The sequence below is a fragment of the Nocardia vulneris genome (genome assembly GCF_001613425.1).
Lineage (GTDB): Bacteria > Actinomycetota > Actinomycetes > Mycobacteriales > Mycobacteriaceae > Nocardia > Nocardia vulneris.
Map to the genome: position 1 here is coordinate 45,483 of NZ_BDCI01000053.1, position 25,202 is coordinate 70,684.

Below are 25,202 nucleotides of genomic sequence, written 5' to 3' on the forward strand. Positions count from 1 at the left end.
CTCAGTTCTCGGACAGCCGGAAGATGCGCAGGTCCTCGGGGACCCCGCTGAGCGGCGCGGCGAAGAAGCTGCGGCGGTACGGCTTCACGGCGTAGCCCAGTTCCGCGAGCGTCTCCGGCCGCAGCGACTGCAACGTCGCCTCGGACAGCATGGTGTTGCCGTTGCCGCCCGCCTCCATCACCCGGGCCGCGATGGTGACGTCCACGCCGAGCCAGTCGCCGCCGATCTCCCGCGGCGAGCCGGTGTGCAGGCCGATCCGCATCTGCGGGCGGTAGTCCCGCACCTTCACGTCGGCCAGGTTGCGCTTGGCGTTGATCGCGGCCCGGACCGCGCGCTCGGCGGACGGGAACACCGCCATGACGCCGTCACCCATCCGCTTGACCACCTGACCGCCGCGCTCGGCGATCGGCGGCTCGATCGCCTTGGCCACGCGGCGGAGCAACTCCAAGGTCGCCTCGTCGCCCGCGGACAGCGACCAACTGGAGAACGCGACCAGGTCGGTGAACATGACGGTTATCTCTTGGTTACCTTTGCCGCGGCCGACACGCTCCAGCATCGCCTGCCAGACCTGCAGCGCACCGAAACCGATCTCCCTGGCCGCGCTGGGGGTGTCGCCGACCAGCTTGTCCGCGGCGCGCGCGACGGCCCGCGCACCACCGGGGCCCGAAACCGACAGCGGGTCACCGAAAGAAGGGTCACCGGGCAGCTGCTCCCGCGCTTTGCGGAGCACTCCGATGAGATCTTTCCGGTTGTTCGCCGCGTTCATCAGCGTGGACAGCTGACCTTTGCGCAGCCCCGCGCGGGAGCGGCGGATCGGGCCGTCCGCGTCCGCGGGTACCAGCGGGATGACGACCTCGGGTGGAAGGGCATCCTCGCCCTCCGAATCCGACCCGGGCGCAGCACCGCCGGAAGGTGTTTCGCTCACGTGCAGAGGGTATCTCAGCCGTCCCGCGGCTGGTGGATCGCTGATCATGGCCACCTTGCTACCTCCCGACGGACGCAGCGGGCACGACATTGGGGCCGCCGATGGATAACGAGCTGGTTGCTGGTTCGAACTGTACCCGCGGATCCGGCCCCGCTGAAGCGACGTGATTCACAGTTTCCGCGATGTTCACAGTGCCCGCCGACCGGCCATAATGCCCTCGGCCGAAACCTCATCGGCCCGGCGCGAAGGGGATTCGCACCGGGCCGATGATCACACCGTCCACCGGGCAGTGGCGGGCGGTGCAGGGGCGCGCGGACCTCCCGACAAGGTCGGCGCCCCGACCCGAGTGGCGAGGGAGGGCGACTCGGGTAGTTCCAGGTCAGGCGTCGCGCTGGTTCACCAGAACCAGTGCGGCGCCGTAGACGATCGCCGTGAAGGCGGCGAAGTAGAGCAGGCTGCCCCACGGACCCCAGTGCCAGTTGGCGCCGGAATCCGAGACGCTCAGGAAGTGGCTGGCGTTCTGGAACGGCAGGAACGGTCCCACGTTGCGCCCGAAGCTGCCGAACGCGCCGAGCAGCGGCTCGATCAGCAGCGACCAGAGCACGATCAGCGAGATCGCGGCCGCGGACTGCCGGACCAGCACACCGACGCCGATCGCGACGGCGATCATGAGGAAGGCGTAGATCGGGATGCCGTAGACCGCCCGCCACTGTCCGTCCAGGGCCAGATCGGCGTTCGAGGCCGAGCCCGCGATCGCCTTGGCCACGCCGACGGCGAGGAAGGCCAGGATCGTGGTGAGCACGGCGCTGAAGACGCCGACCAGCGCGGTCTTGGTCAACAGCACCTTGGTGCGGTTGGGCACCGCCTGGAAGGTGGTCCGGATGACGCCGAAGCGGTACTCGCTGGTCACGGTCAACGCGGCCATGATCATCAGCACCATCACGCCGAACCCGACGACACCCGAGGTCGCGGTGCTCACGTCCAGATTCGGGGTGCCCTGCGCGGGCTCGTCCCCGGAGGACTTGACCACCAGGGAGAACAGCGCGGCGAGGCCGAGACCGAGGGCGACGACGACCGCCGAGCACCACCAGGGCGACCTGGTCGAGGTGAGCTTGATTCGTTCTGCTGCCAGCACGCCCATCAGAGCGCACCTCCCATCGCCTGGTCGAGGCCTTCGCCGTGGTACTGCACCGCGCCGCCGGTCATCCGCATGAACGCTTCCTCCAGCGAGGCGCGCTGCGGCGCGAGCTCGAACAGCGTGATGTCGTTCGCGCCGGCCAGCTTGCCGACCGCGTCGCTGGCCACCCCCGCCACGACGAGCGCGGGCCCGTCCTGGCCGCTGCCGTCTTCGCGCACGGTCATGCCGTTGGAGGTGAGCAGGCTGCGCAACTGGTCGAGCTGCGGACTGCGCACGCGCACCGACTGTTCGGAGGCACGCTCGATGAATTCCTGAGTGGTGGTGTCGGAGATCAGCTGTCCGCGCCCGATCACCACGAGGTGTTCGGCGGTCTGCGCCATCTCCGAGAGCAGGTGGCTGGAGACCAGCACGGTGCGGCCCTCGGCGGCCAGGCGCTGCATGAACCGGCGGATCCACAGGATGCCCTCCGGGTCGAGGCCGTTGACCGGCTCGTCGAACAGCAAAACCTGTGGGTCGCCGAGCAGCGCGCCGGCCAGGCCGAGCCGCTGCGACATGCCGAGCGAGAAACCGCCCGCGGTCTTGCCCGCCACCTCGGACAGGCCGACCAGTCGCAGCACCTCCTCCACCCGCGACTTCGGGATGTCGTTGGAGGCGGCCATCCACTCGAGGTGGGCGCGCGCCGAACGGTTCGGATGCACCCACTTGGCATCGAGCAGCGCGCCGACGGTGCGCAGCGGATGGTCCAGTTCCCGGTATGGCTTGCCCAAGATGTGCGCGGTCCCCGCGGTGGGCTTGTCCAGCCCGAGGATCATTCGCATCGTCGTCGACTTACCGGCGCCGTTCGGGCCCAGGAACCCCGTCACCTGTCCGGGTCGAACGGTGAAGGAGAGATCCTGAACCGCGACGGTCTGCCCGTAGTGCTTGGTCAGCCCTCTCAGCTCGATCATGACGACCAGCATTCCCGAAAATCAGGCGACGCGCGTCACTAGAAGGTGTCGATTTCGATCATCCTCGAGGATGATCCACACCCTGACGAGCTGCTACCCGCACCCTGACAAACCCCCGAAGATCACGTATCGGGGGTCATCCTGCAGAGATAGGCGCTGGTCAGAGCGCGGGTGAAGAGGCCTGCGCCCAGAACCGCTTCGGGATCCGGCCCGCCTGCCTGGCCAGGTATCCGGCCCGCACCGCGGCGGCCATCGCCTCGGCCATCAACTCCGGTTGACGCGCCCTGGTCACCGCGGTCGCCAGCAGCACCGCCGAGCAGCCCAGTTCCATGGCGAGCGCGGCGTCGCTCGCGGTGCCGATGCCCGCGTCCAGGATGACCGGGACCTTCGCCTCGGCGACGATCATCTCGATGTTGTGCGGGTTGCCGATGCCCAGGCCGGTGCCGATCGGCGCGCCGAGCGGCATCACCGCGACACAGCCCGCCTCCTCCAGCCGGCGCGCCAGGATCGGGTCGTCGCTGGTGTAGGGCAGCACGGTGAAGCCGTCGTCGACCAATTGTTCGGCGGCGGTGAGCAATTCGACCGGATCGGGCAGCAGCGTGCGCTCGTCGGCGACCACCTCGAGCTTCACCCAGTCGGTGCCGAGCGCCTCCCGGGCCAGTTGCGCGGTGAGCACCGCCTCGGCCGCGGTGCGGCAGCCCGCCGTATTGGGCAGCGGCTGAATATCCAAGCGCTTCAACAGATCCAGCACGCCGGTGCCGCCCGCGGCATCCACCCGGCGCATGGCGACGGTGGTCAGCTCGGTGCCCGAGGCGACCAGCGCCTCCTCCAGCACCGCGAGGTTGTCCGCCCCGCCGGTGCCCATGATGAGCCGGGAACCGAACTCGCGGTCCGCGATGCGCAGCGGGGCGTATGCCTCAGCCACCCTGGACCGCCGTGAGCACCTCGATCTGCCAGCCCCGCCCGACCGGTTCGTCCCAGCGGGACTTGGGGAACACCGCGCCGTCCACCGCGAGCGCGATGCCCTGACAGGGCAGCTCGAGGCGGCTCAGCAACTCACGCACGGTGAGGGTCTCGGCGAACTCGTGATCGGTACCGTTCACGGTGACGCCGATGGGGACGGATGTCGAAGTCATCGAACTCCTCCTGCGGATGACAAGGACGGCGGGTGAGCCGTCGAAAAGCGTTGCGGGTCGGCGTGTTCCGCCTCGGGCAACGGGGTTCCGGCGAGCTGGGCGAGCACCGCGTCCACGGTCAGCGGCATGGTGAGCATGCCGTTGCGGCCGTGGCCGGTGGCCGCGATGATCCGGTCGGTGAGCCTGCCGAGCAGCGGCAGGTTGTCCGGTGTGCCGGGGCGCGCGCCGGCGCTCGCCTCGGCCAGCTCGTATTCGCCGATGCTCGGGAATATCGCCTCGGCGTCGGCGATCAGATCGCGGACCCCGGCGACGGTCACCGTCGTGTCGAAACCCGCCTCGTATTGGGTTGCGCCGACCACGATTCCGTCGGCGCGCGGGACCAGGTACACCGCCCGGCCGTGCACCCTGGCCCGGATCACCCGCTGCGGCGCGGGCGCCACGCCGGGCCGCTGCCGCAGCCGCAGGATCTCGCCCTTGACCGGGCGGACCGGCAGCCCGGGCCACAGCCGGGCCGAGGCGGCGCCGGCGGCGAGCACGATCTGATCGTGGTCGAGTGCGTCGAGCGAGTCGACCGATTCGGCGCGGATCCGCACCCCGGCGGCCTCGGCCGCCTGGCGCAATCCGGCCACCAGCCGTCGATTGTCGATCGCGGGCTCGGCGGGCGCGTGCAGTCCGGCACGCACCGTGCGCGCCAACGACGGCTCCAGCGCGCGGACGCCCGCGCGATCCAGCAGCCGCAGGTCGTGGCCGCGGCCGCCGACCCAGTCCGCCACGGTGCGCAGGTCCGCGACGTCGGCGGCATCGAGCGCGACGGTCAGGGTCGCATCGGCCACCAGGACCGTTACCCCGGTGGCGGCCTCGATCCGGGCGGCGAACTCGGGCCAGCGGGCCAGTGCGGCGGCGCCGAAATCGAGCACCCGATCCTCGCCGGGCCAGCCTTCCGACAGCGGAGCGAGCATCCCGCCCGCCACCCAGGAGGCCCCGGATCCGACGGCGGGATCGAACAGGGTGACCGACCAGCCGGCCTCGGCGGCCCGACAGGCCACGCCGAGTCCGATGACGCCGCCACCGACGACGGCCAGCGTCCGCATCCGTTCCACCTGCCTTTGTATCTGGTCGGCGACGTTCCGGGCGCCTTCCTGGTCACCCGCGCCCGAACTCCGGCGGGCCGCCGTGCGCGGCCATCGCGCGAGCGGCCGGCGGGCCCGGCGCTCGTGCCGCCGTTCGCTTCCCCACGGTAGCGCGGCTACGGTCGAAGGCGTGCAACCGTCCCACCCCAATCGACCCGCATCGCCCAGGGAGCGCTTGGCCACCGCTCGGCTCTATCTCTGTACCGACGCCCGGCGGGAAAAGGGCGACCTCGCCAAGTTCGCCGAAGCCGCGCTCGCGGGTGGGGTCGACATCATCCAGCTCCGCGACAAGGGTTCGCCCGGCGAGGCGAAGTTCGGTCCGCTGGAGGCACGGGCCGAGCTCGGCGCGCTGGCCGAACTGAAGGCCGCGGCCCGCAGGCACGGCGCGCTGGTCGCGGTGAACGACCGCGCCGATATCGCGCTGGCCGCCGGCGCCGACATCCTGCACCTCGGGCAGGGCGATCTGCCGCCCTGGTACGCCCGCCGCATCCTGGGCCAGGACGTGGTGATCGGCCGCTCCACGCACAACCGCGCACAGGCCGGTCTCGCCGCGATCGACGAGCACATCGACTACTTCTGCACCGGCCCGGTGTACGCGACACCGACCAAGCCGGGCCGCCAGGCCGCGGGCATCGACCTGGTCCGGTCCACCTCCGACGCCCACCCGACCCGGCCCTGGTTCGCGATCGGCGGCATCGACGCGCACAACCTGCCGGAGGTGCTCGGCGCGGGCGCGACCCGCATCGTGGTGGTCCGCGCGATCACCGCGGCCGACGATCCGCAATCGGCGGCCCGAGCTCTGAAGACCGCGCTCCTCGCGAACGCCTGACCGCTCGAACAGCGTGCGGCGGTGGCAGTTCCGATGCTCGGCACCCTCAGGAGAGCACTTGGCCCCTGGTGAGCGACAGCACGGTGCCCGCCGCCGCGTCGTCGGACGGGGCGTCGGTGATGCGTGCGCAGTCACCGGGGCCGTCGGGATCGGTGTGCAACCAGAAGAAGCCGCGGGCCGCGAGGTCGACGGTGCGCGGCAGCGCCGCGGCGACGGCCCGGTCCTCGTCGAGTTCCTCGAGGCAGATCCGGGCCGGCGCGGCACGCAGGCCGGGCCAGGCGGCGGCGAAGCCCGGATGCAGCAGCCGCGCTTCGACCTCGGCCTCCGGAATCCAGGCGAGTTCGGAACTCTCGCGGTTGCGGCTGGTCGGCAGCGTGCGGCCGGCGTCGGCGATCACCGTCGTGTAGGTCCAGCCGCTCTGTGCGGCCGCGGTCACCCGCTCGCTGCGCACCCGGACATCGGCGGGATCGATGCCCGCTTCCTCCCAGGCCTCGCGCACCGCGGCGTGCACCGGGGTCTCGTGACTGTCCCGGGCGCCGCCGGGCAGGGCCCAGGTGCCGCCCTGATGACTCCACGCCGCCCGATGCTGCATCAGCACCGCCGAGCCGCCGTCGGTGAGCGGCGCGCGCAGCAGCAGCCCCGCGGCGCCGAAGCGGCCCCAGTGTTTCAATCCGTCGGGCCCCCGCGACCACCCGTCACCGTCACCACGCATCTCGTACCCATCTTCATCCAGCCGTCCCCGGACCTACCGCTGACTGCCAACCAGGGGTATTTCACACGCCACGGCGCCACTACGACCACAATAAACTCCGCACCAGCACACGCGGAGCGATCGACCGGTCGGTCGAACCGTCGAGAAATCCGCGGATACGGCCCAGACTGAGGAGGTGGACATGGCTCGAACCGGGCAGACAACGACAGCACTACGACCGTCGTCGATCGCCGAGCCGGCCGCTGCGGACAGTCCGGCGGCCCTGCGGGTCGCGCTCGTGCGCGAACAGTTCGACCCCGCCCGGCTGCGACTGTTCGCCCGCTCCTCGCCCGGCCGGTTGATCGCGATCGGACTGCTGCTCATCACATTGTGTGTGGCCGCGGGCTGGGTGACCGGCGCGACCGTGGGCGACCGGCAGCAGGCACTCACTGTCCTGCTCGACGACACCGAACCGGATTCCTACTCCGCGCACCGCCTCTACACCTCGCTGTCCATCGCCGACGCCGCGGCGAGCACCGCGTTCATCGCGGGCGGGCTGGAGCCGCAGACGGTGCGCGATCGCTATACCCAGGCGATCGGTGAGGCGGCCGCGGAACTGGTCGCGCAGACCGGCCACACCCGGGGCGCCGGGGCGGGCGTGGCCGACACGACCGACACGAACCTCCGGATCGGAATTGCCACCCGGTTGCCGGTGTACACGGGCCTCATCGAGACCGCGCGGACCAACAACCGCAGCGGTTATCCGGTCGGCGGCGCGTATCTGAGCGAAGCGTCCAACCAGATGCAGACCGATGTGCTGCCGATGGCCGAGGAACTTCAGAACCGGCGTTCGGCGGCGGTGACCGAGGCCCAGCGCAACCATGTCCGGCCCCCGTGGACCGCGATCGTGCTGCTGATCCTCGCGCTGACGGCGTTGGTGTGGGCGCAGTTCGATCTCGCGAAGCGCTGGCGCCGGGTGCTCAACCCCGGGCTGCTGCTCGCCTCGGCGGCGGTGGTCGTGCTGCTGGTGTGGACCGTGGTCGCGGGCGCGATCTCGGCCACCTCGATGATTCGCGCCCGCGACGACGGCGCGGTGCCCGCCTCGCGGCTGACCGAGAGCCGGATCCTGGCCCAGCAGGCCCGCTCCGCGGAAACGCTGAAACTGGCCCGCCGCGATGCCACCGGCGACTACGACCGCACCTTCGACGCGAACATCGCCCGCCTCGCCGACCTGCTCGGCGGGTATCCGAGTTCCGCGCCCGCCGCCGAAGACGTGCGCAATGCCGTTCCGGCACTGTCCCGTTGGCGGGTCGCACACCAGCGGATGAACGACACCCTGGCCCGCGGCGACTTCAACGGTGCGGCGACGGTGGCGACCGGCCCGGGCGCGGCCGACGCCGCGGCGCAGGTCGAGGCGCTGGACAGCGCACTGGAAAAGGGCATCGACAAGACGCGTAATACGTTACGGGACAAGATATTCCGCGCCGCCTGGGTGCTCGACTTCATGGGCCCCGGGGCGTTGCTGCTCGGCATCGTGGCCGCGGGCTGCGTCGGAATCGGCCTCTGGCCTCGATTACGGGAGTACCGATGAGACCCGGCCGCGGCCTGCTCGCCGCCACGCTCGCCGCCGTCGCGCTGCTCGGCGGTTGTACGAGCCAACCCGCCGCACCCTTGCCGACCAACACGACCAAGTACACCGAACCGCCCTATCCGGCCAAAGCCATTCCGGTACTGACGGATTCGCCGTTCTCCTCGGACAAGGCGCCGCAATGCGGCGACCCGACATTGAGCCTGCGCCCCACCGGCGCCGCGGCCGGGGCACGCGGTCCGAGCATCGACGCGATCCGGGCCCGCGGTCGCCTGCTCGTCGGATTGGACGCGGGCAGTAACCTTTTCAGCTTCCGCGACCCGATCACCGGGTCCATCGTCGGCTTCGACTCCGATATCGCCCGCGAGGTCGCGCGCGATCTGCTCGGCAGCCCGGACCTGGTCGAGTACCGGATGCTCGGCTCCGCCGACCGGGAGATCGCCCTGCAGAGCCACGATGTGGACATCGTGGCCAAGACCATGACGATCACCTGTGAGCGGCGGCAGCGGGTCACCTTCTCCACCGTTTATCTGCACTCCTATCAGCGGGTGCTCGCGTTCAAGAACTCCGGGATCAACGGTGTCGGCGATCTGGCGGGTAAGCGGGTGTGCGTGGTGCGCGGCACCACGTCGCTGGATCGCATCCGCGTGCAGCAGCCCGCCGCCACCATTCTCACCGTGCCCAACTGGGCCGACTGCCTGGTCGTGCTGCAGCAGGGCCAGGTCGACGCGGTGACCACCGACGACTCCATCCTCGCCGGATTGGCCGCACAGGACCCCTACACGCAGGTGGTCGGCGACAAGATCAGCGTGGAGCCGTACGGCATCGGCATCCCCAAGGGCGACGACGACCTGGTGCGGTTCGTGAACGGCACCCTGGAGCGCATTCGCAACGACGGGACCTGGGATCGCTTCTACCGCCAGTGGTTGTCCGTCCTCGGTCCGTCGCCCGGTCCGCCCGCACCGAACTACCTGGACTGACCGCCGATGAACGACTCCGACGATCCTTCCCTCGACGCGGACGAAAGCGCCGCCGCCCCGGGCGGTTCGACCGCTTCGTCCGATGTGACGGTGCACTCGAACCGCACGCCGAAACCGGCCGCCCCCGCGGCGAACTCGGCCGCCGAACCGCCGCACACCGAGTTGGCCAGGGCCGCGAGCCGTCCGGCCAAGTCCGCCGCGGCCGCGGAAACCGTCGTCGGCGTGGAACGGCCCAATTCGGAGCCGGGTTCGGCGGCGACCATGCGCACCTCCGGCCGCAGCTTCCGGACCGCGCGCTCGCGGCCGACGGTGCGCAGGCTCGGCGGCGGACTGGTGCCCATCCAATCGGTCGCCCCCGCGGACCCGCGGGCCGCGGTGCTCACCGACCCGGTGGTGTCGGAGGGCAGGCGGTTCTGCTGGCGCTGTGGCAGCCCGGTCGGCCGGGCCAGTGCGACCCGCCCCGCGGTCACCGCCGGGACCTGCGAAACCTGTTCGGCTCCTTATGATTTCCGGCCGTCGCTGCACGAGGGCGATATGGTGTCCGGCCAGTACGAGGTGCAGGGTTGTATCGCGCACGGCGGGCTCGGCTGGATCTACCTGGCCATCGACCGCAACGTCAGCGATCGCTGGGTGGTGCTCAAGGGCCTGCTGCACGCCGGTGACGCGGAAGCGCAGGCCGTGGCCGTCGCCGAACGCCAATTCCTCGCCGAGGTGGCCCACCCCAGCATCGTGAAGATCCACAACTTCGTCGAGCACACCGACGACGACGGTGCGCCGATCGGCTACATCGTGATGGAGTACGTCGGCGGGCGCTCCCTGCGCGACATCCTCAATTCCTATGCGCGGCCGCATCGGATGCCGGTCGCCGAGGCGATCGCGTACCTGCTCGAAATCCTGCCCGCGCTGGACTATCTGCACAACATCGGGCTGACCTACAACGACCTCAAGCCGGACAACATCATGGTCACCGAGGATCAGGTCAAGCTGATCGACCTCGGCGCCGTCGCCACCATCGAATCCTACGGAAACCTGTACGGCACCAGGGGATTCCAGGCGCCCGAGATCGCCAAGACCGGCCCGACCGTCGCCTCGGACATCTACACCGTCGGCCGCACTCTGGCCGTGCTGACGCTGGAGATGCCGATGGAGCAGGGGCGCTACCTCGACGGCATCCCCGACCCCGCCGACCATCCCCTGCTCGAGCGCTACGAGTTCTTCCACCGCTTGCTGCTCTGCGCCACCGATCCCGATCCCGAGCGCCGCTTCCCGTCCGCCCGCGCGATGTCGGCGCAGCTGTCCGGGGTGCTGCGCGAAATTCTGGCGCTGGACACCGATACCGAACATCCGCAGCTGTCGACGGTGTTCGGCCCGCAGCGCGGCAGCTTCGGCACCGAGGAAGTGATCAGCCAGACCGACGCCTACGCCGACGGCCAGGGGCGCAGTAAACAGCTCGAGGCGCGCGAAGTCGTTGCGGCGCTGCCTACTCCGCTGCTCGATTCGGCCGATCCGTCGGCGCCGCTGCTCGCCTCGACGGTGCATCCCGAACCGGAGCAGTCGCTCGAAGCATTGCGCACCGCCCGCGAACGCGCCGAGTCCGATCCCGGCAACGTCCCGGAGACCTTGGATCTGGAACTGGCGCTGGCCGAGGCCCGGGTGCGGCTAGACCTCGGCGAGTCGGCGGCGGTGCTGCCCCTGCTCGCCCGATTGCCCGACAACGATTGGCGAGTCGACTGGTATCGCGGCCTGGCGCAGCTGCTCGACCTGGCCTACGAGCCCGCCTTCGCCAGCTTCGACGAGGTGCTGCGGGTGCTGCCCGGCGAGATCGGGCCCAAACTGGCCTTGGCCGCCACCGCGGAATTGATACTGCAGCAGTGGGATTCGCCGGATCCGGAGCAATGGCGGCGCTACGCCGAGAAGTTCTACGACACCGTATGGCGCACCGACCGAGCGGTGGTGAGCGCCGCCTTCGGCCTGGCCAGGCAGCTGGCCGCGGCCGACCGGGTGACCGACGCCGTACACGCGCTCGATGAAGTACCCGCCGCCTCACGGCATTTCACCACCGCGCGGATGACCGCGGTGCTCTTGCTGCTCACCGCCGCCCCGGTGGCCGAACTGGACGAGGCCACCCTGCACATCTCGGCGTCGCGGGTGTCGAGCCTGCCCGCCGGCGAGGGGCGCGCGGTCCAGATGCGCGTCCTCGTGCTCGGCGCGGCGCTGGCCTGGCTGCAGGCGGGCAACACCCCGAAACGCGCGGACGCCACGCTTTTCGGCGCTCCGTTCACCGAACGCGACCTGCGGATGGGCACCGAGGCGGGCCTGCGCGCCCTGGCCCGCAGCGCACCGGGCCGCAACCATCGCTACGCCCTGGTCGACCTGGCGAACTCGATCCGCGCCAAAACCTGGGTGTGAGCGGCACACTCACGAAAATCTCATACTGCGTCCGGCAGAGTCGGCGGCGGATCAGGTTCATCCGGCCTACCGGGCGCCGATCCGCCGCAACCCTCCCGGGACCCGATGCCCTCGCGGACCCGGTACACGACACCCGGACTGCCCTCCGGCCCGTGCCGCGGCGGACGACGCGTCCGGTGGGCCAGCTGCTCCGAGCGGCGGATCCGGCCCGGTCGGTCTTCCCTCCCGACCGGGCACCCGCCGCAGCATCCCGGCTTCCGCGCGGACCGAAAACTGGCCGCCGATAAGGTAATTCGACTAGCGAGGCGCTTCCGCCGCGGCGACGCCGTGCGCCGCACGGGCGATCGCCAACTCTTCGTTCGTCGGCACGACCAGTACCGCCACCGCCGCGTCCGGCGGTGAAATGCGCCGCGCAGTGCGGTCTTTCGCGGTGTTCGCGGCCGCGTCGACCTCGATGCCGAAGCGGGACAGGCCCGCCAGCGCGTCCGCGCGCACCTGCGGGCTGTTCTCGCCGACGCCCGCGGTGAAGGTGATCGCGTCGACGCCGCCCAGATCGACCAGGTAGGCGCCGAGGTAGCGGCGCAGCCGGTGGATGTAGACGTCGTAGGCGAGGCGCGCGGCGCCGTCACCGCTGTCGATGAGGCGTTGCAATTCACGGAAGTCGTTCACCCCCGACAGACCCTTGATGCCGGAATCCCGGTTGAGCAGGGTGTCGATCTGATCGATATCCATGTTCGCGGAACGCACCAGGTGCGCGACGATGCCGGGATCGAGGTCACCGGACCTGGTCCCCATCACCAGACCCTCCAGCGGAGTGAGCCCCATCGTGGTGTCGACCGGGCGGCCGCCGCGGATCGCCGAGGCCGACGCACCGTTACCCAGATGGAAGACGATCTGGTTCAGCTCCGCCGGATCGCGGCCGAGCAGCTCGGCGACCTGCCCGGAAACGTACTCGTGCGAGGTGCCGTGGAAGCCGTACTTGCGGATGCCGTGCGCGGCAGCGACTTTCGCGTCGATCGCGTAGGTCTTCGCGGCCGCGGGCAGGCCGTGGAAGAACGCGGTGTCGAACACCGCGACCTGCGGCACGCCGGGCAGCAGCGTGCGCGCGCTCTCGATGCCGGCCACGTTCGCCGGATTGTGCAGTGGGGCAAGCGAAGACAGCTTCGAGATCGCCGCGACCACCTCGTCGTCGATCAATGTCGGCCGATAGAACACCTCACCGCCGTGCACCACCCGGTGCCCGACCGCCCGCACGCCCGCCTCGGCCAGGTCGTGCCCGGTATCGGCGAACATCTCGAAGACCAGCCGCAATCCGGCGGTGTGATCGGCGATCGGACCGCGATGCTCGGTGGTCTCGCCGTCGGCGTGATGCTCGATCCCGCCGTTCTCCTCGCCGATCCGCTCGACCATGCCGGACGCGGTGACCACGCTCGACTCCGGATCCAGGAGTTGGTATTTGATGGACGACGAGCCGGAATTGATCACCAGCACCAGGTCGTCGGCAGGTGTACTCATCAGTCCTCCTGTGTTCCGCGGGTGCTCCGCACTCCCTCGGCAACCACCGGCGCCGTACCTCTGTTCCGTAGCGCGCACCGGCTGTGGCCGACGAGACACACCTCAGTCCCCTTGCGCCTGGATCGCGGTGATCGCCACCGTGTTGACGATGTCGGCGACCAGCGCGCCCCGGGACAGGTCGTTGACCGGCTTGCGCAGGCCCTGCAGCACCGGGCCGATCGCGATGGCGCCCGCGCTGCGCTGCACCGCCTTATAGGTGTTGTTACCGGTATTGAGGTCGGGAAACACGAACACCGTTGCGCGCCCGGCCACCTCGGAGTCCGGCAGTTTGGTGGTGGCGACCGTCGGCTCGATCGCCGCGTCGTACTGGATCGGCCCCTCGACCGGCAGTTGCGGCGCGCGCTCCCGGACCAGCTTGGTGGCCACCCGCACCTTGTCCACGTCGGCGCCGCTGCCGGACTCACCGGTCGAATAGGACAGCATCGCGATGCGTGGCTCGATGCCGAACCGGGCCGCCGTGCCCGCCGAGGAGATCGCGATATCGGCCAGCTGCTCCGAGGACGGGTCCGGTACCACCGCGCAGTCGCCGTAGGCGAGCACCCGGTCGGCCAGGCACATCAGGAACACGCTCGACACCGTGGACACCCCGGGCACGGTCTTGATGATCTCGAACGAGGGCCGGATGGTGTGCGCCGTGGTGTGCGCGGCGCCGGAGACCATGCCGTCGGCGATCCCCTTGTAAACCATCATGGTGCCGAAATACGAGATATCGGACATGGTTTCGCGCGCCCGCTCGACCGTCATGCCCTTGTGCTTGCGCAGTTCGGTGTATTCCTTGGCGAACTCGTCCAGGTGTCCGGAGGTGCGCGGATCGAGCACCTGCGCGGCCGAGATGTCCACGCCCAGTTCCGCGGCGCGCGCCCGGACCGACTGCTCGTCACCGAGAATGACCAGATCGGCGATCTTGCGCTGCAGCACCCGGCCCGCCGCGCGCAGGATGCGGTCGTCGTCGCCCTCGGGCAGCACGATCCGCTTGCGATCGCCGCGGGCCCGCTCGATGAGCTGGTATTCGAACATCTGCGGGGTCACCACGTTGGTGATCGGAACCTCGATGCGCCGCAACAACTCCGCGGCGTCGACATGCTCCTCCATCAGCGCGAGCGCGGTGTCCACCTTGCGCGGGCTGCCCGCCGACATGCGGCCGCGGGTGCGGTAGGCGGCGCTGGCGGTGTCGTAGGTGCCGAGTTCGGTGGTGAGGATCGGCAGCTTCGGCTTCAGGCCGGTCATCAGCCGGGCCACCGCGGGATGGGGCAGCATGCCGCCGTTCATGATGATGCCCGACAGCGACGGAAAGCCTTCCGCCTCATGCGCGTTCACGACACTGAGCAGCACGTCGGAGCGATCACCGGGCGCGATCACCACCACACCGTCGGTGAGCCGCTCCAGGATGTGTTCGGCGGTCATCCCGCCGACCATGATCTTCAACGCCTCCCGCTGCAGCAATTCCTGGTCGCCGCTGTACATTTCGCCGTCGATGGCGCTACACAGCTCGGCCATCGTCGGCGAGATCAGCAGCGGCACCTCGGGCAGCGTCCACGAGGGCACCGCGAAACCGCCCAGCGCGGCACGCACTTCGCCGAGTTGCTCCGGATCGCAGCGGTTGGCCACGATCGCGACCAGCTGCGCGTGCTCCAGCGCCAGCTCGCTGGCGCACAGTTCGGCCAGGTGCTTCACCTCGGCGGGCGTGCGCCCCGAACCGCGCACCACCAGCAGCATGCCCGCGCCGAGGTTCACCGCGATCCGCGCGTTGAAGCGCAGCTCGCTGGGGCTGGCCACGTCGGTGTAATCGCTGCCGACCACCACCACCGCGTCGCAGACCTTCGCCACCTCGTGGAAGCGCATCACGATCTCGCTGATCGCGGCGTCCGGGTCGGCGTGCACGTGCTCGTAGGTGACACCGATCGCCTGCGCGTAGTCGATATCGGCGGTGCTGTGCTCGAGCAGCAGCTCCAGGATGTAGTCCGGTTCGGTGGTCGACCGCGTGATCGGCCGGAACACCCCGACCCGCGCGGTGGTCGCGCACAGCATCTGCAACACCCCGAGGGCCACCGTCGACTTCCCGGTGTCCCCCTCCGGCGAGGCGATGTACACGGTGGATGGAGCGTGATCGGCCATGCCCAGAGCTTAGTGAACCCGCCGCTATCTCTGCTGCGTCGCGAGACCGTCATCACGAACCGGACCGAATCGGACAACCCGCAACCGGCCCACCGCCGGCCGGCCAACGCACACCCGGCGACGCGCACGCAGAGCGCGACGGATGGGGGCGGACCGATATAGTCCGGGCATGGTTGAGCAGTTCCCGCATCGGGAGTGGGGTTCGCGGGACAGCGGACTGTCCCGGGTAGCAAGCAAATTCGCCGCGACCAAACCGGGTTCCTGGTGCGTCCGCAAGCTCACTCCGCTGGACCGCGCGGTGCTCGAACGCACCGACGCCAAGTACACCGTGCTCGGCCCGATCGGCGCACCGGTGATCCTGCTGACCACCATCGGCCGCAAGTCCGGCGCGCCACGCACCCAGCCGCTGCTCTACGTGCACGACGGCGACGTGCTCTATGTGATCGGCAGCAATTTCGGCCAGCAGCACCACCCCGCCTGGACCGCCAACCTGCTGGCCACCCCCACCGCGACGGTCGCCATCGCCGGCGAACGCATCCCCGTCACCGCAACCCCCGTCGTCGACCCCGCCGAGAAGGACGCCATCTTCCACCGCTTCGTCGACGTAGCCGCCGCCTACGCCGCCTACCGCGACCGCACCACCCGCGACCTCCGCATCTTCGCCCTCCGCCGGGCATAGACCACAGACATTCTGTCCACCTCACAGCAGCTACAACGGCTGTGAGGCGTAGCGAAACGCTGTGGCTACACCGGGCAGAAAGAGCGAGCGTTGGCGCGGACGCGGTATACGAACCGCGCCGGACTCGCTGTCAGGCGATGCCGTGCAACTCCCGATCGGTGAACCCGGCGGCGAGCGCGCCTGTGGATAACCACGGCACGAGCGGATCTCGCCGAGTCCACAGACGATCCACGCACTGCACAGCAGCTGTATCTGCTGTGCTGTGCGTGGAAACTCTGTGCGAGCTAGGCGAGGGCGCGCAGACGCGGGGCCAGGTCGCGCTGGAACAGGTCGAGGAAGCGGCGCTGGTCGTGGCCGGGGGCGTGGAAGACCAGGTGGTTGAGGCCGGCGTCGAGGTAGGGCTTGATCAGGTCGACGGCCTGGTCGGGGTCGCTGGCCACGATCCAGCGCTTGGCGATCTGCTCGATCGGGAGGGCGTCGGCGGCGGCCTCCATCTCGATCGGATCGGTGATGCTGTGCTTCTGCTCGGGGGTGAGGCTGAGCGGCGCCCAGAAGCGGGTGTTCTCCAGCGCCAGTTCGGGATCGGTGTCGTAGGAGATCTTGATCTCGATCATCCGATCGATGTCGTCGACGGTGCGGCCGGCCTTGGCAGCGCCCTCCGCGACGGCGGGCATGAGCTTGTCGGTATAGAGGTCCATACCCTTGCCGGAGGTACAGATGAAACCGTCCCCGGCGCGACCCGCGTACCGGGCCACCAGCGGACCACCTGCCGCGACGTAGACCGGGATGCCGCCCTTCGGCACGTCGTAGATGGACGCGCCGACGGTGTTGTAGTACTCGCCCTGGAAGTCGACGCGGTCGCCGGTCCACAGCGCGCGCATGAGTTCGACGGCCTCGCGCAGGCGCGCGAAACGTTCCTTGAAGTCCGGCCAGTCACCCTTGTAGCCGGTGGCGATCTCGTTGAGCGCCTCGCCGGTGCCGACACCGAGCATGACCCGCTCGGGGTACAGGCAGCCCATGGTCGCGAAGGCCTGCGCGATCACCGCCGGGTTGTAGCGGAAGGTGGGGGTGAGCACCGAGGTGCCGAGCTGGATCCGCTTCGTGCGCTCGCCGACCGCGGCCATCCAGGCCAGCGAGAACGGCGCGTGGCCGCCCTTGTGCCGCCACGGCTGGAAATGGTCGCTCACCGAGGCACTGTCGAGGCCGTGCTCCTCGGCGAGTACCGCGATCTCCACCAGTTCCCGTGGTCCGAACTGTTCTGCCGAGGCCTTGTAGCCGAGCTTGAGTTCACCCATGTGCGCCACTCCTGTCGCTTCGCTGCACACCTGTGCGCGGGCATTCCCGCGCACCGTCGGCCGCAGGCGCGCTGCGGTCATGTCTCGCTACAACCGCCGCCCGCCCGCGGACGTTCCCGCGCGGCGGCGATCGTTCGAGTGTGTCCGGCGCGCCTCGACGGCCGACTTCGACCATAGTCAGCGCGGGGGCCGGTTGTGCGAAGGGTCGCATCGACCCGGACTTGCCCCCGATTACGCGTCCGTTAGCGGACAATTGTCTGGTGACTGATGAACCGATCCTGTCCTATCTCACCGACATGGACGGTGTCCTGGTGCACGAGGACCAGCTGGTGCCCGGCGCCGACGAGTTCCTCGCCGAGCTGCGCGCCAACGAGACCCCGTTCCTGGTGCTGACCAACAACTCCATTCGCACGCCGCGTGACCTGCAGGCCAGGCTGCGCCAGACCGGGCTCGACATCCCGGAGGAATCGATCTGGACTTCGGCGCTGGCCACCGCGACGTTCCTGAACGAGCAGCGCCCGAACGGCACCGCGTATGTGGTCGGCGAATCCGGTCTCACCACCGCGCTGCACGAGATCGGATACGTGCTCACCGAGATCGAGCCCGACTATGTGGTGCTCGGCGAGACCCGCAACTACTCGTTCGAGGCGATCACCACCGCCATCCGGTTGGTCGAGCGCGGCGCGAGCTTCATCGCGACCAACCCGGACCCGACCGGTCCGTCGCGGGACGGTTCGCTGCCCGCGACCGGTTCGGTGGCCGCGCTGATCACCCGCGCCACCGGCCGCGACCCGTACTACATCGGCAAACCCAATCCGCTGATGATGCGTTCGGCGCTGCGCAGGCTCGGCGCGCACTCGCAGTCCACCGTGATGATCGGCGACCGGATGGACACCGACGTCATCTCCGGTCTGGAGGCGGGCATGCGCACCATCCTGGTGACCACGGGCATCTCCACCCGATCCTCGGTCGAGGCGTACCCGTACCGGCCCACGACGGTCCTCGATTCGGTGGCCGACCTCGTCGGCCGGACCAAGGACCCGTTCGCCTGACCGAGGCGATGGGCGATCAGCCGGTCTCGGTGATCGCGTCCAGCGCGGCGGAGAGTTCGGTGAGCGCGGCGACGGTCGCCGCGAGCTGTTCGTGACCGAGCTCGGCCACCAGCCGCCGCGCGACGACGGCGTGCTGCGGGTCGATGCGGCGGACCGCCGCGAGACCCGCATCGGTGACGGCGACGAGTTTGGCCCGCCGGTGCGCGGGGTTCGGCCGGTATTCGGCAAGTCCCTTGTCCACCAGCAGATCCGCGATGCGCTGCACGCTCTGCCTGGTGATACCCATCTCCCTGGCGATGCCGGCCACCGGCAGCGGCGCCCGCAGCACCGCGCCGAGCACCTGCCACCAGGCCGCGGTGAGCCCGGCCGGGCGGGCCAGTTCCTCGGCGATGGCGAGGAACTGGCCGTTCAGCCGAAATGACGTGATCGCGGCGGTCGCGAAGAGTTCCTGTTCATCCTTGGTCACCCGTGCCTCCTCGCGATCCGGCCGAGCGGCCGGATCGCCGTGCGATTCTTCCTCATCCGACCGCGGCCGCGGCCTGCTGCTCGTCGTAAGCCGCGAGCACCTCCCAGCCCGCCCCGTCGGACTGCCCGTACAGCTGATACCACCCCGCGAGCACGTGCGGCTCGTACACGCCGAGCTTGCCGAGCACCTCGCGCGCGAATTCGAACGGCGACGTACCGCCCGCGGTGATCAGCTCGCCGTCGGTCACCGCGGCCTCCTCGACATAGTGGTCCGCCCCCGCGTATCCGCTGTAGAGCAGGAATTCTCGAACGTTGCTGGTGTGCTTGCGCTCGTCGAGCAGGCCCTCGAGTGCCAACCCGAGAGTCGCACCGCAGATCGCCGCGACCGGCACGCCCGCCGCGAGGAACTCGCGCGCCTTGCGGGCGAACGGCTTCAGTTCTTCGGTGTCCCACGTATCCGCGCCCGCCAGGATCAGCATCGCGCTGTCTTCGGGTCGCAGATCGGCCAGCGCCATTTCCGGCGTGACGTGCATGCCGCCGAGCGTGGTGATCGGTGCGGTGCTCGGCCCGACCGTCTTGGTCTGCCACGTGCCCGGCTCTTTCTGCCAGTGCGTCCGGTTGATGTGCGCGGTGGCCGCGCCGATCTCCCAGTCGGAGAAGGTGTTGTAGACGGCTACGTGGACTGTTCTCTTCGTCATGACAGTATCCTGTCATGTTTGACAGCATGCTGTCAATAGAATGCCCGCGACGACTTAGTCTGGAGGTATGCGGATCTCCGTGGCAGCAGACGAGAACGTCGGAGTGGCACCGGAACTGGTGGCCGAATTGGCCGCGCGCGGACACGAGACAGTCCTGCACGGCGCGCTGTCCGATACCGAACGCGACGACTGGGCCTGGGCCAGCGCGGCCGCCGCCACGGATGTCGCGCACGGCCGCGCCGATCAGGCGATCGTGTGCTGCTGGACCGGGACGGGCGCGTCGATCGCCGCGAACAAGGTCGCGGGTATCCGCGCCGCGCTGTGCGGCGACGCGACGACCGCGGCGGGCGCGCGCAAATGGAACGACGCGAACGTCCTCGCGCTGAGCCTGCGCCTGACGTCGAGCGCCGCCCTACGCGAAATCCTCGACGCCTGGTTCGGCACGAACCCGAGCACCGACCCCGTCGATCAGGCCAACGTCGCGCACCTCGGCGAAATCGGCTGACACCACAGACGGTTCGTATGGAACCTCGGTGGATCAGCTCAGCGCGTGGTCGAGGTCGGCGAGGAGGTCGTCGAGGTCTTCCAGGCCCACGGAGATGCGCACGACGCCGTCGGTGAGGCCGATGGTGGCGCGGCCGTCGGGGCCCATCGCGCGGTGAGTTGTGGTGGCGGGGTGGGTGATCAGGGATTTCGCGTCGCCGAGGTTGTTGGAGATGTCGATGACGCGCAGCCGGTTGAGCACCTCGAAGGCGCGCTTCTTGGCCTCGTGCGCGGGCGCGTCGAGCTCGAAGGTGACCACGGTGCCGCCGCCGCTCATCTGGCTCGCGGCCAGCTCGTGCTGCGGATGTGATGCCAGGAACGGGTATTTCACCCAGCTGACGGCCTTGTTGGACTCCAGGAACCGGGCGATGCGCAGCGCGGACTCGGTGGAGTGCCGGACCCGCAGCGGCATCGTCTCCAGACCCTTGAGCAGGGTCCACGCGTTGAACGGGCTCAACGCCGGACCGGTATGGCGCATAAGGGTTTTCACCGGACCCTCGATGTAGTCCCGGGCACCGAGGATGGCGCCGCCGAGCACCCGGCCCTGGCCGTCGATGTGCTTGGTGCCCGAATAGACCACTACATCGGCGCCGAGTTCGAAACCGCGTTGCAGCAGCGGCGTGGCGAAGACGTTGTCCAGCGCCACTTTCGCGCCCGCGGCGTGCGCGAGTTCGGTGACCCGGCGCACGTCCACGAGGGTCTGCATCGGGTTGGCGGGCGTCTCGAAGAACACCGCCTGGGTCGGCACCGACAGCGCCGCTTCCCACTGGTCCAGGTCTTCGCCGTCGACGAAGACGGTTTCCACGCCCCAGCGGGGCAGGATCTCGTTGCACACCACGAAGCAGGAACCGAAGAGGCTGCGCGCGGCCACGAGTCGGTCACCGGCGCCGAGCAGCGCGCCCAACGCCGTGAAGACCGCCGACATTCCGCTCGCGGTCGCGAAGCACGCCTCGGCGCCGTCGAGCAGCCGCATCCGCTCCTCGAACATGGCGACCGTCGGATTGCCGTAGCGGGAGTAGACGAAATGCTCGACGTCGCCGGTGAACGCGGCCTCGGCCGCCTCGGCGCTCTCGTAGACGAACCCGGAGGTCAGGTACAGCGCCTCGGAAGTTTCCTCGAAACCCGAGCGGCGCAACCCACCTCGCACACCGAGGGTCGCGGGACCGACGCCTTCGGGCAGCGGCTTGTCGAACGCACCACCGGTGATCACGACTGCCTCCCCGCGTTCCGCACACCACCGAACACCGGCGCGCTACAGCACGCCCCCGCGTTCACGACTGCCGCCAGGGCAGGCCGAGGGCACGCCAGCCGGAGCCGCCGCGATGCCCGTGTTCGTCGAGCGGGCCTTCGAAACCTTCGACCACGTTGTAGGAGGCGCTGAAGCCGGCGGCGGTCGAGGCGACCGCCGCGCCGATGGAACGCTGCCCCGAACGGCAGAGGAAGATCACCGGCGCCTCCGGCTTGCGCCCGTCGAGCGCCGCGAGCAGCTGGTCGGTGAACTCGCCGTTGCGCGTGCCGCTGCTGTCGACCCACTCGATCAGGACCGTCTGACGGTCGATCGAGCTGGTGTCGGGCACCCCCACGAACTTCCATTCGGCGGTGGTGCGCACGTCGACCAGAATGGCATCAGGATTGTCGCGCAACAGTTCCCACGCCTGCTGCGGCGTGATGTCACCGGCATAACTCATGTGGACCTCCTTGAATCCGCACTTGCCGCGCTCGATCGACGCGCGGCCAGGTCGTCACCCGGAGCACCCCACCGCGGAGGAGGGTTGCCGACCAGTATTGCCGGGGCTTGACACTGGTTCTCATGACCTTCAGCTGAGATTGCCTGGACAAGGGTCACCGTGTCAAACGGCTGCTCACGCTGTGGGAACGGTCAATTGCAGACCAGCCATTTGTCGCCGGATCTGGTCAGATTCCAGAGGGCGGTGGCCTCGTTGCCCTCGACCTTGGTGGTGACGGTCGCCTTGGCGCGGTCGCCGTCGACCATCGGGTTCTCGATTTTCGTTACCTCTACAGTCTTTCCGGCACCGGAGCGCCCCGCCAGTGGGGACCGCTTCGGATCGAAATCCGGGCAGCCCGTGCCTGGTGGCGGCACCGCGCTGGTCTGGTTGCTGCCCTCGACGAAGCGGTTGACCGCGGCGGTGATCCGGTCGGATTCTGTGACATTTTTCTCAGCGGGCGAGACCACCCCGCCGATGATGATTGCCGCGAGCACGAGCACCGCGAAAATCCCGGCCGCGACGAACGGCACCACCGAGCGCCGATCGGTCTGATCGACCACGATGGGCTCGTCTGCGGCGGGCGGCTGCGGCTCAGTCATACGACGATGATCCCTGGTCGGCGGCGCAATCCGGCGATCGGCCCCGCATCGCGGGCGCGGCGACGCCGAACTCCGCTGCGGCACGCGAGGATTAGCGCGCGCAGAGCGGGTAACCAGGACAGAACGCCCGGGGTGGCATCCGCTCAGTTCACGCACCGCCGCGGGCGGGCCCGCGCAGCACCGATAGAATCGCAAGACTGCGGCCTGCTGTCATAGCCGCGACGGAGTGGGCCACGAGCCGGCGACTCCGGGGTCCGCATCGGTAGGTGCAACCAGCCAGCGCGTGACTTAGCCTAGGCTAAGCAAGACGCCGTTAATTTGTTCTCGACCATAAGGGTGCCGTTAAAGATGACCGAACAGAGTGCCGCTACCCGCCCGCTCCGCATCGCCATCGTCGGCGCCGGGCCGGCCGGGATCTACGCCGCCGACGCCCTGATGAAGTCCGATGCCGAGGTGAGCATCGACCTGTTCGAGCGCATGCCCGCGCCGTTCGGTCTGATCCGCTACGGCGTCGCGCCGGATCACCCGCGGATCAAGGGCATCATCACCGCGCTGCACAAGGTGCTCGACAAGCCGCAGGTGCGCCTGCTCGGCAACATCGACTACGGCACCGACATCACCCTGGACGACCTGCGCACCTTCTATGACGCGGTGATCTTCTCCACCGGCGCCAACGCCGACCGCGCGCTCGACATCCCCGGCATCGGACTGGACGGCTCCTACGGCGCCGCCGACTTCGTCTCCTGGTACGACGGCCACCCGGACGTGCCGCGCACCTGGCCGCTGGACGCGGAGAAGGTCGCGGTGCTCGGCGTCGGCAACGTGGCGCTCGACGTGGCGCGCGTACTGGCCAAGACCGGTGACGAGCTGCTGCCGACCGAGATCCCGCCGAACGTCTACGCCGGTCTGAAGGCCAACAAGGCGGTGGAGGTGCACGTCTTCGGGCGGCGCGGCCCGGCACAGGCCAAGTTCACCCCGCTGGAACTGCGCGAACTGGACCACTCGCCGACCATCGAGGTCATCGTCGATCCCGAGGACATCGACTACGACGAGGGCTCCGAGGCCGCGCGCCGGCACTCCAAGCAGGTCGACATGATCGCGAACACGCTGGAGCAGTGGGCCATTCGCGACGTCGGCAACCGGCCGCACAAGCTGTTCCTGCACTTCTTCGAGTCGCCCGCCGAGATCCTCGGCGAGGACGGCAAGGTCGTCGGCCTGCGCACCGAGCGCACCCAGCTCGACGGCACCGGCAACGTCAAGGGCACCGGCGTCTTCAAGGACTGGGACGTGCAGGCGATCTACCGCGCCGTCGGCTACCTCTCGCAGAACCTGACCAACCTGCCGTTCGACGACCAGGCCGGCACCGTGCCCAACGAGGCGGGCCGCGTCATCGCCGACGAGAACGCCGACGGCGCCGACCGCTACATTCCGGCCACCTACGTCACCGGCTGGATCAAGCGCGGCCCGGTCGGCCTCATCGGCCACACCAAGGGCGACGCCAACGAGACCGTGGCCTGCCTGCTCGACAACAGCAAGGACTTCACCCCGGCCGAGCGCCCGGAGCTGGACGCCGTCACCGAGTTCCTCGAGGGCAAGGGCATCCCGTTCACCACCTGGCAGGGCTGGTACCGCCTGGACGCGCACGAGCGCGCGCTCGGCGAGCCCGAGGGCCGCGAGCGCGTCAAGGTGGTCGAGCGCGAGGACATGCTGCGCGCCAGCGAGCCGCACAAGGTCTGAGCCCCGGCTCGCCGGTAACCGTCGCGACAGCGAAACTTCGCGCACTGAGGCATTCTGTACAAGTGTTCGATGCCCATCTCCATATCTTCGACCCGCGGTTCCCGCGGGTCGAGAACGAGGGCTACCTGCCCGACCCGTTCACCATCGCCGACTATCGAAAGCGCATGTCGCGCTTCGATATCGACGGTGGTGCGGTGGTCAGCGGGTCATTCCAGGGCACCGATCAGACCTATCTGCGGGCCGCCCTCGCCGAGCTGGGCGAGGGCTGGGTCGGCGTCACCCGGCTCGATCTCGACGCCACCGACGACGAGATCATCGAGCTGGACCGGATCGGCGTGCGCGGGCTGCGGTTCAACCTCAAGCGCGCCGCCGCCGACATCACCGGCATGACCCTGCAGGCGCTGCGCGCGCACGAACTGGTCGGCTGGCATGTCGAGGTCTACATCGACGGCACGATGCTCACCTCGCTGCAGCCGGTGCTGTCCAAGTTGCCCGCGTTCACCATCGACCATCTCGGCATGTCCGAGGAGGGCCTGCCCTACCTGCTCGATCTCGTCGATCGCGGGGCCCGGGTCAAGGCAACGGGTTTCGGCCGGGTCGCGTTGCATGTCGCCGACACGCTGCGCCGGATCCACGCGGTCAATCCCGAGGCACTGATGTTCGGCACCGACCTGCCCGGCACCCGCGCGGGCCGCCCCTTCCAGGATTCCGACGTCGACCTGCTCTGCGATGTCGTCGGCACCGACATGTTCGCCGTACTCGAGGACAACGCCCGCGCCTGTTACCGCCTGCCCGCCAAGGCCCGCGCCGTCCCCGAAGACCCGGCCCCCACCCTCCCCCTGCATCGCACCGAACAACCCACCCTCCCCATCCGCCGCGACGCCCTCCCCACCCCGGACACCACCGACACCCTCCCCCTCCCCATCATCGAGTAGAGCTCGGGC

Annotated in this window: 24 protein-coding genes and 1 riboswitch; of the genes, 9 read left to right on the forward strand and 15 right to left on the reverse strand. The window is 69.4% G+C overall.

The genetic code is table 11. The annotated features are described in order from the left end of the window. Position 1: 1 nt before the first annotated feature. The 6 genes from NVU01S_RS40805 to thiO all read right to left on the reverse strand — a co-directional run bounded on the left by NVU01S_RS40805 (position 2) and on the right by thiO (position 5,237). Positions 2-766, reverse strand: a complete 765-nt coding sequence (locus NVU01S_RS40805; RefSeq protein WP_043670767.1) for an adenylate/guanylate cyclase domain-containing protein — start codon at positions 764-766, stop codon at positions 2-4. A 538-nt stretch (positions 767-1,304) separates the two neighbouring features. After that, a complete protein-coding gene (locus tag NVU01S_RS40810; protein ID WP_014988794.1) occupies positions 1,305-2,066 on the reverse strand; it encodes an ABC-2 transporter permease family protein in 762 nt (253 codons plus the stop codon). Further along, complete coding sequence (locus NVU01S_RS40815; RefSeq protein WP_014988795.1) at positions 2,066-3,010, reverse strand: ABC transporter ATP-binding protein; 945 nt, start codon at positions 3,008-3,010, stop codon at positions 2,066-2,068. Before NVU01S_RS40815 ends, NVU01S_RS40810 begins: the two co-directional genes overlap by 1 nt. A gap of 160 nt (positions 3,011-3,170) precedes the next feature. Then, positions 3,171-3,935: a thiazole synthase gene (locus NVU01S_RS40820; protein ID WP_042260109.1), complete on the reverse strand. Its 765-nt coding sequence runs from the start codon at positions 3,933-3,935 to the stop codon at positions 3,171-3,173. Further along, complete coding sequence (gene thiS, locus NVU01S_RS40825) at positions 3,928-4,146, reverse strand: sulfur carrier protein ThiS (protein WP_043670615.1); 219 nt, start codon at positions 4,144-4,146, stop codon at positions 3,928-3,930. The genes NVU01S_RS40820 and thiS overlap by 8 nt, the downstream gene beginning before the upstream one ends. Next, positions 4,143-5,237 (reverse strand): glycine oxidase ThiO, encoded by a 1,095-nt coding sequence (thiO, locus tag NVU01S_RS40830; RefSeq protein WP_043670763.1) that lies wholly within the window; start codon positions 5,235-5,237, stop codon positions 4,143-4,145. The genes thiS and thiO overlap by 4 nt, the downstream gene beginning before the upstream one ends. Positions 5,238-5,406: 169 nt before the next feature. On the opposite strand from thiO, the gene thiE reads away from it, so the two are divergent. Beyond that, positions 5,407-6,105, forward strand: a complete 699-nt coding sequence (gene thiE, locus NVU01S_RS40835) for a thiamine phosphate synthase (protein WP_029893276.1) — start codon at positions 5,407-5,409, stop codon at positions 6,103-6,105. A 46-nt stretch (positions 6,106-6,151) separates the two neighbouring features. Here thiE and NVU01S_RS40840 read toward each other — a convergent pair whose 3' ends face one another. Then, entirely contained in the window at positions 6,152-6,817 is a 666-nt protein-coding gene (locus NVU01S_RS40840) for an NUDIX hydrolase (RefSeq protein WP_043670612.1), read from the reverse strand. A gap of 181 nt (positions 6,818-6,998) precedes the next feature. Here NVU01S_RS40840 and NVU01S_RS40845 point away from each other — a divergent pair, with 181 nt between their 5' ends. Genes NVU01S_RS40845 through NVU01S_RS40855 form a run of 3 tightly spaced genes read left to right on the forward strand, consistent with a single transcriptional unit; the run spans position 6,999 to position 11,773 of the window. Next, positions 6,999-8,387: a GlnX family signal transduction membrane protein gene (locus tag NVU01S_RS40845; RefSeq protein ID WP_043670761.1), complete on the forward strand. Its 1,389-nt coding sequence runs from the start codon at positions 6,999-7,001 to the stop codon at positions 8,385-8,387. Further along, positions 8,384-9,364: a glutamate ABC transporter substrate-binding protein gene (locus tag NVU01S_RS40850; RefSeq protein WP_042260103.1), complete on the forward strand. Its 981-nt coding sequence runs from the start codon at positions 8,384-8,386 to the stop codon at positions 9,362-9,364. The genes NVU01S_RS40845 and NVU01S_RS40850 overlap by 4 nt, the downstream gene beginning before the upstream one ends. 6 nt (positions 9,365-9,370) lie before the next feature. After that, positions 9,371-11,773 (forward strand): serine/threonine-protein kinase PknG, encoded by a 2,403-nt coding sequence (locus NVU01S_RS40855; RefSeq protein ID WP_043670609.1) that lies wholly within the window; start codon positions 9,371-9,373, stop codon positions 11,771-11,773. Between the two features lie 297 nt (positions 11,774-12,070). Here NVU01S_RS40855 and NVU01S_RS40860 read toward each other — a convergent pair whose 3' ends face one another. After that, on the reverse strand, positions 12,071-13,288 hold the full coding sequence (locus NVU01S_RS40860) for an acetate kinase (protein ID WP_043670606.1): 1,218 nt from the start codon (positions 13,286-13,288) through the stop codon (positions 12,071-12,073). Positions 13,289-13,390: 102 nt separating this feature from the next. Then, on the reverse strand, positions 13,391-15,463 hold the full coding sequence (pta, locus tag NVU01S_RS40865) for a phosphate acetyltransferase (protein ID WP_043670603.1): 2,073 nt from the start codon (positions 15,461-15,463) through the stop codon (positions 13,391-13,393). Between the two features lie 169 nt (positions 15,464-15,632). Here pta and NVU01S_RS40870 point away from each other — a divergent pair, with 169 nt between their 5' ends. Continuing rightward, entirely contained in the window at positions 15,633-16,142 is a 510-nt protein-coding gene (locus NVU01S_RS40870) for a nitroreductase/quinone reductase family protein (RefSeq protein WP_043670598.1), read from the forward strand. Between the two features lie 284 nt (positions 16,143-16,426). On the opposite strand, the gene fgd is transcribed toward NVU01S_RS40870, so the two are convergent. After that, positions 16,427-17,437: a glucose-6-phosphate dehydrogenase (coenzyme-F420) gene (fgd, locus tag NVU01S_RS40875; RefSeq protein ID WP_014988808.1), complete on the reverse strand. Its 1,011-nt coding sequence runs from the start codon at positions 17,435-17,437 to the stop codon at positions 16,427-16,429. 296 nt (positions 17,438-17,733) lie between these two features. On the opposite strand from fgd, the gene NVU01S_RS40880 reads away from it, so the two are divergent. Continuing rightward, a complete protein-coding gene (locus NVU01S_RS40880; RefSeq protein ID WP_042260239.1) occupies positions 17,734-18,489 on the forward strand; it encodes an HAD-IIA family hydrolase in 756 nt (251 codons plus the stop codon). 16 nt (positions 18,490-18,505) lie between these two features. On the opposite strand, the gene NVU01S_RS40885 is transcribed toward NVU01S_RS40880, so the two are convergent. Further along, a complete protein-coding gene (locus tag NVU01S_RS40885) occupies positions 18,506-18,955 on the reverse strand; it encodes a MarR family winged helix-turn-helix transcriptional regulator (RefSeq protein WP_043670595.1) in 450 nt (149 codons plus the stop codon). A 52-nt stretch (positions 18,956-19,007) separates the two neighbouring features. Then, on the reverse strand, positions 19,008-19,652 hold the full coding sequence (locus tag NVU01S_RS40890) for a type 1 glutamine amidotransferase family protein (protein ID WP_043670592.1): 645 nt from the start codon (positions 19,650-19,652) through the stop codon (positions 19,008-19,010). A gap of 67 nt (positions 19,653-19,719) precedes the next feature. On the opposite strand from NVU01S_RS40890, the gene NVU01S_RS40895 reads away from it, so the two are divergent. After that, a complete protein-coding gene (locus NVU01S_RS40895; protein ID WP_043670589.1) occupies positions 19,720-20,157 on the forward strand; it encodes an RpiB/LacA/LacB family sugar-phosphate isomerase in 438 nt (145 codons plus the stop codon). Positions 20,158-20,190: 33 nt separating this feature from the next. Here NVU01S_RS40895 and NVU01S_RS40900 read toward each other — a convergent pair whose 3' ends face one another. The 3 genes from NVU01S_RS40900 to NVU01S_RS40910 form a co-directional block, all read right to left on the reverse strand. Continuing rightward, positions 20,191-21,405 (reverse strand): O-succinylhomoserine sulfhydrylase, encoded by a 1,215-nt coding sequence (locus NVU01S_RS40900; protein WP_043670587.1) that lies wholly within the window; start codon positions 21,403-21,405, stop codon positions 20,191-20,193. Between the two features lie 61 nt (positions 21,406-21,466). After that, positions 21,467-21,883, reverse strand: a complete 417-nt coding sequence (locus NVU01S_RS40905; protein WP_043670584.1) for a rhodanese-like domain-containing protein — start codon at positions 21,881-21,883, stop codon at positions 21,467-21,469. A gap of 13 nt (positions 21,884-21,896) precedes the next feature. After that, a riboswitch (SAM riboswitch) is annotated at positions 21,897-22,011 on the reverse strand. A gap of 63 nt (positions 22,012-22,074) precedes the next feature. Continuing rightward, positions 22,075-22,521: an Rv0361 family membrane protein gene (locus NVU01S_RS40910; protein ID WP_043670581.1), complete on the reverse strand. Its 447-nt coding sequence runs from the start codon at positions 22,519-22,521 to the stop codon at positions 22,075-22,077. Between the two features lie 348 nt (positions 22,522-22,869). On the opposite strand from NVU01S_RS40910, the gene NVU01S_RS40915 reads away from it, so the two are divergent. Beyond that, positions 22,870-24,258, forward strand: coding sequence for an FAD-dependent oxidoreductase (locus NVU01S_RS40915; protein ID WP_043670578.1), 1,389 nt, complete (start codon positions 22,870-22,872; stop codon positions 24,256-24,258). Positions 24,259-24,320: 62 nt separating this feature from the next. Beyond that, positions 24,321-25,193: an amidohydrolase family protein gene (locus NVU01S_RS40920; RefSeq protein ID WP_043670575.1), complete on the forward strand. Its 873-nt coding sequence runs from the start codon at positions 24,321-24,323 to the stop codon at positions 25,191-25,193. Positions 25,194-25,202 lie beyond the last annotated feature (9 nt).